Consider the following 12,670-nt stretch of genomic DNA (forward strand, 5'->3'; position numbering starts at 1 on the left):
TCTGGCACAACGACAAGACCGGCCAGCCGATCAAACGGTCTCTGATCCCCTACGACCACTGAACTTGACCAGACCCCTTGGACTCATTCATCTAGAGGGGGCCTAGCCCTTTTTGTCGAGCTTCGTCTCGGTTTCCTTGGCCGCGCCGAGGACGGTGACGTCGCTGACCTTCCACACGCCCTTCTGCTTGATCATGACCAGCTTCAGGTGCGTGCCGAGGACGTTGCGCACCGCCTCCTTGCTGGTGACCTGCTGATCGACCGAGACCAGGGCCTTGGCGCTCGCGTCGTCGAGCTCCGACAGGTAAACCTCGCGGACCGTGGCCTTGGACACCGCCTCCAGCTTGACGATCACCTGCTCCATCGGGCCGCCGAACGCCTCGTCGTAGGTGGCGAGGAAGTCGCCCGAGGTCATCGCGATGACCTTGCCGCGGGTGGTCTGCAGGTCCTTGTAGTCGTAGCTGAGCAGGGTGGTGGCGAACGCGCTCGCCGCGCCCGACACCTCCAGGCGCAGGAGGCGGTCGTGCTCCAGCGGGGCCAGCCGGGACTGGAGGCGGTCGGCGCTGATCCACTGCAGGACGGCGGTCACCCCCGCCGTGGCCAGGACGAGCGCCAGCACCGCCCCGATCGCCACCCCACGCCACCGCGTCCTTGAGCCGGTACGGCCGGCGCCCACGTCGCCCGCTCCCACGGCTTTCGGCTCGCCGCCGCCCTCCGGCTCCGAGCTCGCGGCGACCGGCTCCGAGCTCGCGGCCACCCGCTCCGGTTCCGCGACCTTCGGCGCGGTGCCCGCGGCTTTCGACACCTTGCTCGCGGCCTTCGGCTCTTCTCCGGCGGCGCTCGGTTCCGTGCCTGTGGTCTCCCGGTCTGCGGCGTCCGCGACAGCGGTCTGCCGGTCTGCGGGCTCCGCGACCGTGGTGTCGGCCGGGGGGATGGTGGCGGCTGCTGCGACCTCCTCCCCGGTGGTCTCCTCGGCTCCGGTGGTCTCGGCGAGGTCCTGCTTGGTGCTCATGTGTCACTCCGTTCCGCGGCGGCGAGAGGACCGTCCCACCGCGATCCAGCCCAGCACGCCGCCGCAGACGACGAGGGCCAGCACGATCGCGATGACGAGCGGTGTGAGGTCCTGGGAGACGACGGCGCCGCCCTGGCTGGCGGAGGCCGAGGGGTCGGTGTCCCCGGCCTCGCCGACGTCCGCGGCCTTGCCGGAGTCAGCGGCAGTGGTCCGGTCGGCGTCGGCATGGGGACCGGCGTCGGTGTCGGCGCCCGAGGTCCGGCCGGTGTGGGCGTCGGCGTCGGTGTCGGTCTGGGTGGCGGTGTCGGGATCGGCTCGCGGGTCGTCCTCGAGGTTCGCCGGGTTCGCCGGGGGGTCGTTCTCCTCGTGCGGGCCCCTGTCCCGGGTGAAGTCCACCGTGCGGACCGGCGCGTGCTTCGGGCACTCCAGCACCGGCGCCATCTTCGGCGGCCCGATCGGCTTCTCGTACTCCTCGGCGGGCTGCGGGCCGCCGGGAACGCTGAAGATGAACGTCGTCCTGCCGTACACGGTGCCGTCAGGGCGTATGTCGCTGATGTCGTCGGTCAGGCTGAGCGCCGTCGGCACGTTGGCGAGCAACCGGTGGACGTCACGTTCCGTCGCCGCGGAGAAGATCGGCCGGTGCGGCAGTCCTACGGCGGTCAGCGCGCAGGAGAAGCCGGGTCGCGCCGTCCTGATCAGGGTGTCGATCTGCCCGAACACGCCGGGCCCGTGGTCGAGGAAGGCGTGCAGGTCCTTGCGCGACTCGCGCAGCGAGCCGGTCACCGCCGCCAGGTCGGTGATGCCCGCCGCCAGCTTGTCCCTGCGGCCCGCCAGCGTGCCGGTGAGCTGGGTGAGCTGCACCGCCAGCTCGTCGAGCGTCCTGGAGTTGTCGGCGAGGGTGTCGGTCAGGTCGTGGGCGTCGTCGATGATGCTCCTGATCGACGGCGCCCGGCCGTCCAGCGCCACCGCCAGCTCGTGGGTGATCGTCTTGGCGTCCTTGGCGGGCACCGCGTTGAGCAGCCTGCCCACGCCCTCGAACAGCTTCTTGTAGTTGAGCGCCACGGTCGTCCTGGCCAGCGGGATCACATCGCCTGGCGCGAGCGACGGGCCGCCCACGCCGGTCCTGGGCGGCGACAGCTCCACGTACGGCTCGCCGATGGCCGACTTGCGGCGCACCTCGGCCGTGCTGGCCCTGGGCAGCCTGATCTCCTTGTCGATGTCGAGCCCGACGACGATCTTGCCGGGCGCGAGCCGTACGTCGCCGATCTTGCCGACGCGGACGCCCAGGTAGGCGACGTCGAAGCCGCGCACCAGGCCGGGCGAGGAGACGAACTCGGCCGAGACCCGGTAGGGCTGGGTGATCGCGTCGAGCTTGATGATCGTGCTGAACGCCCAGATCGTCATCACGACGCCGAGCAGCGCGAAGAAGGCCAGGTTGAGATAGATGCGGGGTCTCATCGCGGCGGCTCCCACAGCAGGCGGAAGTCGTCGGGGCGGTTGGGCTGCGGTCCCGGGTCGACGTTCGGCCGGTGCGGGATGACGCCCTTGTTCTGCGGCAGCAGCAGGCCCTTCAGCCAGATGTAGATGAGCACCTGGCCGTTGACCGTGATCGGCGGAAGGTCGATGTAGGCCTGCATCCTGGTGACGAGCGTCTTGAGGTCCTCCTTGCCGCGCAGCATCGAGGCGCTGATGGCGTCCACCTCACGCAGCAGCGTGCGCAGCCGGGCCGCGTGGCGCGGGTAGACGGTGACGTTCGCCTCCTTGGCCAGCTTCGTCAGCGCGACGATCGTCTTCTTGATGTGCTTGCGGCCGTGTTTCACCCGGTCGGTGGCGGCGACGAGCGTGCCGGGCAGCCGGTCGAGCTCCTTGCTGCCCTTGGCGAGGCGGTCGCCGAGCTCGGCCAGGCCCTCGATGGTCGCGGCCATCTCGGCCCTGGCGGCGGCGTAGCTGTCGGTGACCTGGGCGGTCTGCCTGATCAGCTTGTTGACGTCGTCGCCCTTGCCCTCGAAGGCGGTGGCGGCGGCGTCGAGGATGGCGTTGACGTCCTGCGCGCCGAGCGCCTCGATCAGCGGTCCCGCCTTGGCGGTGACCTGCTCGATGTCGGGCTCGACGCTGGTGTCGGTGATCACGGCGCCGCTGGCCAGGAAGGGGCCGGTGGTCAGGTCCTTGCCCTTGGGCAGGGTGAGCAGCACGTAGTTCTCGCCCAGGATCGAGGTCTTGGCCACCGTCGCGCCGGCGCCGACGGGGACCCGCCGCTCCTGCTGGATGGCCATCGTCACCCTGGCCCGGTAGCCGTCCAGCCGTACGTCGGTGACGGTGCCGACCCTGACGTCGGAGATCTGCACGCTGTGGCCCACCACCAGGCTCTGCACGTCGGAGAACGTCGCCGACAGCGTCAGCTCGCCCCGCGTCGCGCCGATCGTCTGCAGCGTGCACCCCGACAGCGTGCACCCCGAGGCGGTGAGGGCCAGGGCGAGCGCGGCGTGTCTGACTCTCATCGCTTCCCTCGCTCGTAGGGGCAGTTGCTCAGCCCGCTCGGCAGGCAGTTCAGCTTGGGCAGGTTGAGCGAGTCGAACAGGGGCGCCAGCCACGCCCTGGTCATGGCGTTGAGCACGACGCGGATCTTGAGTACGTGGTGCTCCTTGTCCCAGGCGTCGATGAGCACGTCGGAGAAGTCGGCGGCGCCCTTGATCGTCTGGGCCGTCTGCTCGCTGTTGGCGCGCACGGTCAGGACCATCTCCGACAGCGTGGCGATGCCCTGGGGCAGGCGTTCCTGGTAGGCCTCGATGAGCACGTCGCCCCGCCGTACGAACTCGGCCATGCCGGAGATGAACCCGCGCAGCCGTCTGCGCTCCTCCGCCAGCGTGGCGCTGGCCTCGGCGAAGGCGTCGATCGTCTTGGTCACCTGGCGCTCGCGCTTGTTGAGGCTGGTGGCGAGCTTGTTGAGGCCTTTGGCCAGGTCGATGAGCTGCTCGTCCTGGGCGGCGAGCGTGTCGGTCAGCTCGGCGGTGTCGGCGAGCGCCGCGTTGATCGTCTTGCCGCGGCCCCTGACCCCGGCGGCCAGGTCGCCGGCCACGTCGCCGAGCTTGTCGGAGTCGAGGGCGTCGGTGAGCTTGGTGAAGGCATCGAGCGCGTCGTCGATCTCCACGGGCAGGTCGGTGCGTTCGAGAGGGATGACCGCGCCCGGGGCGATCTTCGGCTGGCCCGGCTTCCACGGGGGGTGGAGGACGACATTGCGCTCGCCGAGCGTGTTCTGCGGCGCGACGACGGCCTTCACGTCGCGCGGCAGCGGGATCTCGGGATAGACCGACAGCTCCACCCGGACCTTGTCGCCCTCGATGGTGATCTTCTCGACGGTGCCCGCGTCCAGTCCCATCACCTTGACCTTGGCCTGCTCGTACAGGCTGGGCGCCTTGGCGAAGATCGCGGTGAGGTGGTACGGCGCGGGGCCGAGCAGCGAGCACCCGCCGGTGGCGGCCAGCAGCACGACCATCACGGCCACAGCCAACCCGCGTCGAGTCATCGGTCGTTCTTCCTGTCCTTGGCGATCGCGGCCAGCACCTCAGGATTGATCGGCCCGAGGCCGGTGGCGATGGCCTCGATCCACGGCCCCTGACCGCCGATCGTCGCGAGCCCCGCGAACGTCGGCCCCGTCCACCCCAGCACCGAGTTGAGCTCGCGCCTGCTGCCCGCCAGCCTGGTGGTGATCGCGCTGGTGTTCTCGAGGGTGTCGACCAGGCTCTTCTCGTGCTCCACGATCAACTTGGTGGTGCTGGAGACCAGGGCGCTGCCGTCACCCAGCAGCGTGCGCAGCTCGGCCCTGCGCGCCCGCAGCTCGTCCAGCATGACCTCGATCGCGTCGATGAGCCGTCCGATCTGCTTGTCCTTCTTCTCCAGAACGTCCATGATCTTCGCGCTGTTGTCGAGGAGCTTCTGCAGGTCGGGGCGGCTCTTGCTGATGGTGTCCGACAGGTCGCCGATGTTCTTCAGCAGCCGCGTCACCCTGCCCCGCTTGGCCAGGTCGACCTTGCCCAGCTCGGTCAGCAGCTTGTCGACCGCCTTGGTATCGAGCCGGTCGACCAGCCTGGTGGCGTCCTTGAGCGCGTCGTTGATCAGGACGGGGGTGCCCGTGCGCTCGACGGGGACCGTCCGCTGCGCCTGCGGCAGTTCGTCGAGGTACGGCGCCGCCACCGGCCCGGTCAGCTTCACGTAGCGCCCGCCCAGCAGATTCGACAGCGTGATGTCGGCCCTGGTGTTGCGGCCGAGCCGGACCCCGCTGTCGACCTTCCAGGTGACCACCACATGGCCCTGGGAGTAGTCGGGCCGCACCTCGGTCACCTCGCCCACGCGCACGCCCGCCACCCGCACGTCGTTGCCCGTCTTCAGGCCGCCGGAATCGACGAAGATCCCCGACATGTGGTAGCCGCCCTCGAAGACGCCGAGCGTGCCGACCAGGAACGTGCCGACGACCAGCGAGCCGAGGACGCCGAGCGAGACGAGCCCGACGGCGATCCTGTTGCGGTCGCGGAACGACTTCAGCGCCATCAGTCACCCACCATGAGCCTGCGCAGGTCCTTCGAGCTCTGGATCTTCAGGCTCTCCCGCAGCGGCGGCGGCGTGTCCATGGGATAGGGGCACGGGGAGGGGCCGAGCGCCACGCACGGCACCGCGGAGATGAAGTAGTGGCCGCGGTTGACGCTGGAGTAGGCGCGGCTGAACAGCGGCTGGATCGTGGTCACCGTCCTGTCGACCTTGTCCACGTTGCGGCGGATCCCGGCGGTGAGCCTGGCCAGGCTGTCGGTGACCGCGCCGAGCTCCTCGGCGTTCTTGCCGAGCACCTCGTTGGAGACGTGGAAGGTGGTCGACAGCTCCACCAGCGAGGCGTCGATCAGCTCCCGGTTGTCGGCGAACGACTCCGACAGCGTCACCAGGTTGTCGACCAGCGCGGCGATCTGCTTGTCGCGCTTGGCCACCACGCCCGTGACGGTGGCGTAGTCCTTCAGCAGCTGCCGGATGAGCTCCTTGCGCTGGTTGACGGTGCCGGTGATGTCGTTGACGTTGTCGAGCAGCCGGGGGATGTTCTTGTCGTTGCCCTCCAGTGCCTTGCCCGCGGCGGTGAGCAGCTGGTTGATCTGTTCGGGGTCCAGGCTCCTGGTGAGCGGGCCGAGGTCGCTGATCAGCTCGCCGACGTCGACGACGGAGGAGGTGCGGGCGATGCGGGCGCCCGGCGCGAGCTTGTCGGGCGCGGTGCCGGGGACGAGATAGACCACGCGCTGCCCGACGGCGTTGCGCCACCTGATGGCGGCCTCGCTGTCGGAGGGGATCCGCACCGCCTCCTGGACCTCCAGCGTCACCTCCGCCCTGCCGTTCACGACCTCGATGGAGTCGACCTGGCCGACAGGAGCGCCCGCGATCTTGACCTGGTCGCCCTCCTGCAGCCCCGAGACGTCGTCGAAGGTGGCGACCAGCGGGTAGCCCGCGCCCGTGCTGACCCTGGCGATCTGTACGGCGAGCAGGACGATCAGCGAGCCGGTGACCGCGAAGAACAGCCCGAAGCGAAGGAGGGTCCAGCGGCGGACGACGCGTTCCCTGGAGGCGGCCATCTCAGCGCCTCCCGTCGGTCGGACCGCACGCGCCCACGATCAGCTCGCAGATGTCGGTCGCGACGAACGCCTCCACCTGGATCTGGCGGTTGCCGCCGGGCCCTTGGGCCTCGATGAGCTTGTTGAGCAGGTCGACCAGCCTCGTTATGCCGCGCACCCCGTCACCGGCCAGGCCGAGCTGGGCGTAGACGAGTGCGGCCACGCGCTCGGCCGAGTGCACGCCCTCGCGCAGGTCGCGCCGGTGCTCGCGCAGACCGTGCGCGCCGAGCGCGGAGACGTCGGAGATCTGGTCGAGCAGGACGCGCACCTTCTCGGCCCGCTCCAGCAGGCCAGGGGTGATGGTGTTGACGTCGGAGCCGATCGCGACGATCTCGTCGCCCTTGTCGGCGAGGGCGGCCGACAGCGCCGCCGTGTCGCCGAGGAACCTCCTGGCCCGCTCGCGGTGCCGGTGCGCGACGCCGACGACGGTGCCGGCGTCGTCGAGGAGCTCGCGCATCGTCTTGCCCTTGCCCTCCAGGCCCTTGGCGATCGTGTGGACGATGACCGTGACCTCGCGGGGGTCCACCGCGTCCAGGCCCGTGTAGGCGTCGCCGAGCGTGTCGGACAGGTCCAGCGGCTCCTCCGTGTCGGTGATCACGGCGCCCGCTCCCAGATAGGGGCCGCGCGCCTCGCCCGCGCCGAGCCGTAGATCCACGAACTTGGGGCCGAACACCGAGGTCGGCTCGATGGAGGCGACCGTGGTCTGCGGCAGCCGTACCCCCGGCTCGATGTGCATGGTGACGACGGCCTGGCCCTTGCCGTTCAGGTCGACCGCGGTCACGTCGCCCACGGTGATGCCGCGGATCTTGACGGGGGAGTTGGTGTCCATGCCCTGCCCGGCGCGGCCGAACACCGCCTGGACCCTGGTGCCGCTGACCTCGGTGACGGCGCGCACGAGGAAGAACCCCGTCGCGACCAGGACCAGGACCACCACCAGCGCCACGGCCATGCGGGCCGGCAGGGACAGCTCGTTACGGCCCACGGCTCACCCCGTCAGTTTCACGCCGCTGCCGTCCCCCCAGAACAGGAACGACAGCAACAGGTTGAGCAGGACGATCATGACGATCGACTGGCGGATCGCGCGCCCGGCAGCCACGCCCACGCCGACCGGGCCGCCCGTGGCGTAGAAGCCGTAGTAGCAGTGGATGACGATGACCACGAAGGCGAAGACCGCGACCTTGATCACGCTGTAGACGATGTCGCTCACCGGCAGGCCGATGTAGAAGTAGTAGTCGTAGACGCCGGGCGCCATCCCGAACAGCGCCGTGCACATCAGCCGGGTGGCGAAGAAACTGGCGAACAGCGCGATCAGATAGATCGGCAGCAGCGCGACCAGCGCGGCCACGACGCGGGTGCAGATGAGGTAGGTGAAGGCGTTGATGCCCATCACCTCCAGCGCGTCGATCTCCTCCGAGATCCGCATCGCGCCGAGCTCCGCGGTGAACGACGAGCCCACCTGCGCCGCCAGCGCGACCGCCGCGATGATCGGGGTGATCTCGCGGACGTTGGCGAAGCTGCCGACCAGGCCCATGAACGACTCCGCGCCGATCGCCTGCAGGCCCTGGTAGCCCTGCAGGCCGACGGTGGCGCCCACGACGAAGGCCATCGTGAACACCACGAAGATCATGCCGCCGCCGACGACGGTCGCGCCGACGCCCACGACCACGTCGCTGACCTGGCGCATGACGACCTTGAAGTACTTCAGGCGCAGGATCACGTCGCGGACGGAGTAGAAGAGCACCTTCCAGACGAACAGCGGCCAGTCGGCCAGGCTCGCGAAGCGCTCGGCCGCCTCCCTGCCTGCCCCGGCCAGGCGCAGGCCCGCCGTACGGGTGACCATCACAGCACCTTCGGGGGGAAGGCGAGGAAGTAGATCGCGCTGATCACGTAGTTCATCCCGAAGACCAGCATGAACGTGACGACGGTGGCCCTGTTGACCGCGCGGCCCACGCCCACCGGGCTGGTGGCGCAGGTCATGCCCATGTAGCAGGACACCGCGGCGGCGATGAAGCCGAACACCCACGCCTTGAACAGCGTCACGATCAGGTCGGTCGTCACCACCAGCGACAGGGCGCCGTCGAAGTACGCTCCGGGGGTGACGCCCTGGACGATCACGTTGAAGAAGTAGCCGCCCGCCGCGCCCGCCACGATCACCAGCGGGGCCAGGCAGACCGCGACCGTGCTGGCCGCCCACATGCGCGGCGTGACCAGGCGGTGGATCGGGTTGACCGCCATGACCTCCATCGCGGCCAGCTCGTCGCGGATGTGGCGGGCGCCGATGTCGGAGGTCATCGCGCTGCCTCCGGCCCCCGCGATGAGCAGGGCGCTGGCCATCGGCGCCACCTCGCGCACCAGACCGACGAAGACCGCGCTGCCGGTGGCGGAGGAGGCGCCCAGCTGCCAGGCCAGCTCACCCACCTGCAGGGCGACGGTGGCGCCGAGGGGGAGCGAGACCAGCAGCACGGGGACGCTGGTCACCTTGGCCAGGAACCAGCACTGGGCGACGAACTCCCACCACCACGTCCTGACGTCCCAGGTACGGCGCAGGCCCTCGAGGACGATCACGAACAGCTCGCCCACCTGGCCCAGCACGCTTCCGGCCTTACGGCCCACGTACCCGGTCAGCGCCATGACCACCTCGGGAGGCTCGACTATGGATCAGTCACCTTACTGACGGGTAGTCCAGTAAGTCGATGCTTCCCTGGGAATTTGAGGAAAAGGTATGAGACGCAGCTCACAGGTTGTCAGCCCACCACGAAATGTGACGGCCCTGTGACCTTTCGGGATCGGCGGGGCGCGGTGTGGCGGCGGTCGAGCGCGGTGGGGCCTTGCGGGTGGATGGAGCGGTTCCGGTCGGGGCAGCAGCGCTGGGCTGGGCGGCAGGGCTGGGCTGGGCGGGTTTTGGGAGGCATCTCCGGGAATGCGGGCCGGTGCCCGGCCGGGCCGTACCAACCCAAGGTTCTGGCCAGGAAAGCGAAAGGCCCGGCCGTGTGAAACGGCCGGGCCTTTCGTTGGTAGCGGGGACAGGATTTGAACCTGCGACCTTTGGGTTATGAGCCCAACGAGCTACCGAGCTGCTCTACCCCGCGTCGACATGCATAAGACTATCAGCTCCGCGAGGTGCTCACGCCCACTCGGTCCCAGGGGGCGTACGGGAGGTCAGCCGAGCAGCGCGGCCATCCAGCCCTCGACCTCGTCGGGGTGGCGGGGCAGCCCCGCCGACATCAGCCGGGCGCCGTCGGAGGTGACGACCAGGTCGTCCTCGATGCGCACGCCGATGCCGCGGAACTCCTCCGGCAGCGTCAGGTCGTCGGCCTGGAGGTAGAGGCCCGGCTCGACGGTCAGGACCTGGCCCTCCTCCAGCACGCCGTCCAGGTAGCTCTCGGCCCTGGCCTTCGCGCAGTCGTGGACGTCGAGGCCGAGCATGTGGCCGCTGCTGCAGACGGTGTAGCGGCGGTAGAGGCCGCTTTCCATCAGGCTGTCGGGCGAGTCCTTCAGCACGCCCCAGGCGTGCAGGCCCTCGCAGATGACCCGCATCGCCGCCAGGTGGAAGTCGCGGAAGCGCGCGCCGGGCCGCAGCGTGTCGATGGCCGCGTTCTGCGCCTCGTAGACCAGCTCGTAGACCTGCCGCTGGACCGGCGAGAACCGGCCCGACAGCGGCAGCGTCCTGGTGATGTCGGCGGTGTAGAGGGAGTCGGTCTCGATGCCCGCGTCCAGCAGCAGCAGGTCGCGCTCGTCCAGCCGGCCGTCGTTGCGGATCCAGTGCAGCACGTTGGCGTGCGCGCCCGAGGCGACGATGCTGTCGTAGCCGACCGCGTTGCCCTCCAGGCGCGAGCGCAGGCCGAAGATCCCCTCCAGGTACCGCTCGCCACGCCGCTCGCCCAGAGCCGCCGGTACGGCCCGCACCACGTCCTCGAACCCGCGCGTGGTCGCGTCCACGGCGAACTGCAGCTCGGCGACCTCCCACTCGTCCTTGACCAGCCGCATCTCCGACAGGAACGTCTCCAGCTCCGCGTCGCCCTCGCCCGGCGCGACCCGCGCGTCCATGGAGGCGTCCACGCCGCGCAGCACCCTCGCCCGACCGCCGAGCGACAGCTCGCCGATGTGCGCGCACTCCACCTGGTAGAGGTCCTGCGCCTCCGCCAGGTCGGGGCGCCGGCCCACCCAGAACTCCCCGTAACGCCTGTCGCGGTAGAACTCCTGGCTGCCCGCCCGCGGCGAGCGCGGACGCAGGTAGAGCACCGCCTCGCCGGTCGGCTCGATCACCAGCACGTCGTCGGGCTCGGTGTCGCCCGTCAGGTAGGCGAAGGCGCTGTGGGTCCTGAACCGGTAGTCGCTGTCGTTGCTGCGCGCCTTCAGCGAGCCCGAGGGGATCACCAGCCGCTCACCGGGGAAGCGCGCGGCCAGCGCGGCCCGCCGTTTGGCCGCCCACGGCGCGACGGGAAGCGGCTCAAGACCGGTGTGGCGGGTGTCCGCCCAGCCCGTCTCCATGAAGGCGGCCAGTTCGTCGGTGATGGGCAGGTCGTGGCTGCCGGTGTTGAGCTTCTCGGACATGGCGGATCCCTGGCGAATAGGAAGTGATATTTCACATGGTATGGCTGTGCGCCCTCCAGCACCCTAACGGGAAAATCAGCTTCGCTCATGATTGGCCCGAGCGCGCTCAGGGGACAGTCATGGGTACCTACAGCCGAGGTGGTGGTCCATGCTGATCGGAACGATCTTGCGGAGCAAGGGATCGGAGGTGGCGACGGTACCCCCGGACGCCACCGTGCGCGAACTGCTGGCCCAACTCGCCGAATGGAACATCGGCGCCGTCGTGGTCTGCGACGACGACTCGGTGATCGCCGGGATCGTGTCCGAACGTGACGTCGTGCGCAGGCTCAACGACACCGGGCCCGCCATCCTCGACGCACCCGTGTCGGAGATCATGACGGCCGAGGTCCGCACCTGCCAGATCGACGCCAACGTCGACGAGTTGCGCAGGACGATGACCACCCACCGCATCAGGCACGTGCCCGTGATCGACGCGGGCCGCCTGGTCGGCATCGTGAGCATCGGAGACGTGGTCAAGAGCACCATCGAGCAACTCGAGACGGAGAAGGCGTCGCTCGTCGACTACCTGCACCGCTGACCGGAGGCGGGGGGCATGGCACGCTTGTCCCCGTGACGTACGGCCACCCCCCGCCACCGCGCGCGTCGAACAGCCCGACGTTGATCCTGCTCGCCTCGGGGCTGGCCGGGATCCTGGGCTTCCTCATCGGCTTCTTCGCCGGGCTCGGCTCGTCCGAGCCCGCCGCGGCCCCGCCGTACTCGGGGCCGGAGATGACCATGATCATGGAGAGCCCGACGGCAACGCCCACGGGCGCCCCGGCCACCGGCGGCCTCGGGACCACCCCTCCCGCCGGCCAGCAGCCCCCCGCGACCCCGACCACCGGCGGGCAACCCATCGGACAGCAACCCACCGGACAGCAACCCACCGGACAGCAACCCACGGGCGGTCTTCCGGTCGGCAGCGGAATCCAGGTGGTCGGCACCGACATCCAGCCCGGCACCTACAAGACCGAAGGACCCGCCGCGGGCCAGCCGATATGTTACTGGGCGCGGCTGAAGGGCACCGGCGGCGACCCGGCGGACGTGATCACCAGCGGCCTGCCCACAGGCCCCGCGACCGTCACCATCGAGGCAACCGACAAGGCCTTCCAGAGCGGGGGCTGTGGACCATGGGTGAGATTGTGAAACTCAAGCTCGATCTGCACGACATCTACAACAAGGGCGACCAGATCGACAGGGCGCTGCGCGGCATCATCGACGAGGCCATCCGCACGCGGGCCACCGAGGTGGAGATCATTCCCGGAAAGGGCAGCGGACAGCTCAAGAAGAAGGTGCTGCGCTTCCTCGACCAGAAGGAGATCAAGGCGCTGTACCACCGCATCGACAAGGACGCCAAGAACCACGGACGACTGTTCGTCTACTTCAGGCACAAGTAACAGGGCGGTGCGCCCATGGGCGGGAACCGG

13 protein-coding genes and 1 tRNA gene are annotated in these 12,670 nt (G+C 69.6%); 3 read left to right on the forward strand and 11 right to left on the reverse strand.

Features of this window, described 5'->3' with window-relative positions:
• Nucleotides 1–102 precede the first annotated feature (102 nt).
• From ACFXJ8_RS22815 to ACFXJ8_RS22865, 11 genes are all read right to left on the reverse strand, one after another.
• Nucleotides 103–1,011, reverse strand: coding sequence for a hypothetical protein (locus tag ACFXJ8_RS22815; protein WP_379645947.1), 909 nt, complete (start codon nucleotides 1,009–1,011; stop codon nucleotides 103–105).
• 3 nt (nucleotides 1,012–1,014) lie between these two features.
• Nucleotides 1,015–2,469 (reverse strand): MCE family protein, encoded by a 1,455-nt coding sequence (locus ACFXJ8_RS22820; RefSeq protein WP_379645948.1) that lies wholly within the window; start codon nucleotides 2,467–2,469, stop codon nucleotides 1,015–1,017.
• On the reverse strand, nucleotides 2,466–3,509 hold the full coding sequence (locus ACFXJ8_RS22825) for an MCE family protein (protein WP_379645949.1): 1,044 nt from the start codon (nucleotides 3,507–3,509) through the stop codon (nucleotides 2,466–2,468). Before ACFXJ8_RS22825 ends, ACFXJ8_RS22820 begins: the two co-directional genes overlap by 4 nt.
• Nucleotides 3,506–4,534 carry an MCE family protein gene (locus ACFXJ8_RS22830; protein WP_379645950.1) on the reverse strand — a complete coding sequence of 343 codons (1,029 nt, stop codon included), beginning with the start codon at nucleotides 4,532–4,534 and terminating at the stop codon, nucleotides 3,506–3,508. Before ACFXJ8_RS22830 ends, ACFXJ8_RS22825 begins: the two co-directional genes overlap by 4 nt.
• Nucleotides 4,531–5,556, reverse strand: a complete 1,026-nt coding sequence (locus tag ACFXJ8_RS22835) for an MlaD family protein (RefSeq protein WP_379645951.1) — start codon at nucleotides 5,554–5,556, stop codon at nucleotides 4,531–4,533. Before ACFXJ8_RS22835 ends, ACFXJ8_RS22830 begins: the two co-directional genes overlap by 4 nt.
• The gene (locus tag ACFXJ8_RS22840) at nucleotides 5,556–6,614 is read right to left on the reverse strand and encodes an MCE family protein (protein ID WP_379645952.1); all 1,059 of its coding nucleotides are present in this window, start codon (nucleotides 6,612–6,614) and stop codon (nucleotides 5,556–5,558) included. Before ACFXJ8_RS22840 ends, ACFXJ8_RS22835 begins: the two co-directional genes overlap by 1 nt.
• 1 nt (nucleotide 6,615) lies before the next feature.
• Entirely contained in the window at nucleotides 6,616–7,635 is a 1,020-nt protein-coding gene (locus ACFXJ8_RS22845; RefSeq protein WP_379645953.1) for an MCE family protein, read from the reverse strand.
• Between the two features lie 3 nt (nucleotides 7,636–7,638).
• The gene (locus ACFXJ8_RS22850; RefSeq protein WP_379645954.1) at nucleotides 7,639–8,493 is read right to left on the reverse strand and encodes an ABC transporter permease; all 855 of its coding nucleotides are present in this window, start codon (nucleotides 8,491–8,493) and stop codon (nucleotides 7,639–7,641) included.
• Nucleotides 8,493–9,284: an MlaE family ABC transporter permease gene (locus ACFXJ8_RS22855; protein WP_379645955.1), complete on the reverse strand. Its 792-nt coding sequence runs from the start codon at nucleotides 9,282–9,284 to the stop codon at nucleotides 8,493–8,495. The genes ACFXJ8_RS22850 and ACFXJ8_RS22855 overlap by 1 nt, the downstream gene beginning before the upstream one ends.
• A 381-nt stretch (nucleotides 9,285–9,665) precedes the next feature.
• Nucleotides 9,666–9,742 (reverse strand) — tRNA-Met (locus tag ACFXJ8_RS22860).
• A gap of 70 nt (nucleotides 9,743–9,812) precedes the next feature.
• Nucleotides 9,813–11,207 carry an aminopeptidase P family protein gene (locus ACFXJ8_RS22865; RefSeq protein ID WP_379645956.1) on the reverse strand — a complete coding sequence of 465 codons (1,395 nt, stop codon included), beginning with the start codon at nucleotides 11,205–11,207 and terminating at the stop codon, nucleotides 9,813–9,815.
• A 148-nt stretch (nucleotides 11,208–11,355) separates the two neighbouring features.
• Here ACFXJ8_RS22865 and ACFXJ8_RS22870 point away from each other — a divergent pair, with 148 nt between their 5' ends.
• Genes ACFXJ8_RS22870 through ACFXJ8_RS22880 form a run of 3 tightly spaced genes read left to right on the forward strand, consistent with a single transcriptional unit; the run spans nucleotide 11,356 to nucleotide 12,640 of the window.
• Nucleotides 11,356–11,784, forward strand: coding sequence for a CBS domain-containing protein (locus ACFXJ8_RS22870; RefSeq protein WP_379645957.1), 429 nt, complete (start codon nucleotides 11,356–11,358; stop codon nucleotides 11,782–11,784).
• A 32-nt stretch (nucleotides 11,785–11,816) separates the two neighbouring features.
• Nucleotides 11,817–12,389 carry a hypothetical protein gene (locus tag ACFXJ8_RS22875; protein WP_379645958.1) on the forward strand — a complete coding sequence of 191 codons (573 nt, stop codon included), beginning with the start codon at nucleotides 11,817–11,819 and terminating at the stop codon, nucleotides 12,387–12,389.
• Complete coding sequence (locus ACFXJ8_RS22880) at nucleotides 12,386–12,640, forward strand: Smr/MutS family protein (RefSeq protein WP_379578976.1); 255 nt, start codon at nucleotides 12,386–12,388, stop codon at nucleotides 12,638–12,640. Before ACFXJ8_RS22875 ends, ACFXJ8_RS22880 begins: the two co-directional genes overlap by 4 nt.
• The last annotated feature ends 30 nt before the right edge of the window (nucleotides 12,641–12,670 follow it).

Source organism: Nonomuraea sp. NPDC059194 (assembly GCF_042754765.1).
GTDB lineage: Bacteria > Actinomycetota > Actinomycetes > Streptosporangiales > Streptosporangiaceae > Nonomuraea.

Coding starts and splice junctions, on each gene's coding strand:
- ACFXJ8_RS22815 (WP_379645947.1), bottom strand. CDS start 1,011: ATGAGCACCAAGCAGGACCTCGCCGAGACCACCGGAGCCGAGGAGACC.
- ACFXJ8_RS22820 (WP_379645948.1), bottom strand. CDS start 2,469: ATGAGACCCCGCATCTATCTCAACCTGGCCTTCTTCGCGCTGCTCGGC.
- ACFXJ8_RS22825 (WP_379645949.1), bottom strand. CDS start 3,509: ATGAGAGTCAGACACGCCGCGCTCGCCCTGGCCCTCACCGCCTCGGGG.
- ACFXJ8_RS22830 (WP_379645950.1), bottom strand. CDS start 4,534: ATGACTCGACGCGGGTTGGCTGTGGCCGTGATGGTCGTGCTGCTGGCC.
- ACFXJ8_RS22835 (WP_379645951.1), bottom strand. CDS start 5,556: ATGGCGCTGAAGTCGTTCCGCGACCGCAACAGGATCGCCGTCGGGCTC.
- ACFXJ8_RS22840 (WP_379645952.1), bottom strand. CDS start 6,614: ATGGCCGCCTCCAGGGAACGCGTCGTCCGCCGCTGGACCCTCCTTCGC.
- ACFXJ8_RS22850 (WP_379645954.1), bottom strand. CDS start 8,493: ATGGTCACCCGTACGGCGGGCCTGCGCCTGGCCGGGGCAGGCAGGGAG.
- ACFXJ8_RS22855 (WP_379645955.1), bottom strand. CDS start 9,284: ATGGCGCTGACCGGGTACGTGGGCCGTAAGGCCGGAAGCGTGCTGGGC.
- ACFXJ8_RS22865 (WP_379645956.1), bottom strand. CDS start 11,207: ATGTCCGAGAAGCTCAACACCGGCAGCCACGACCTGCCCATCACCGAC.
- ACFXJ8_RS22870 (WP_379645957.1), top strand. CDS start 11,356: ATGCTGATCGGAACGATCTTGCGGAGCAAGGGATCGGAGGTGGCGACG.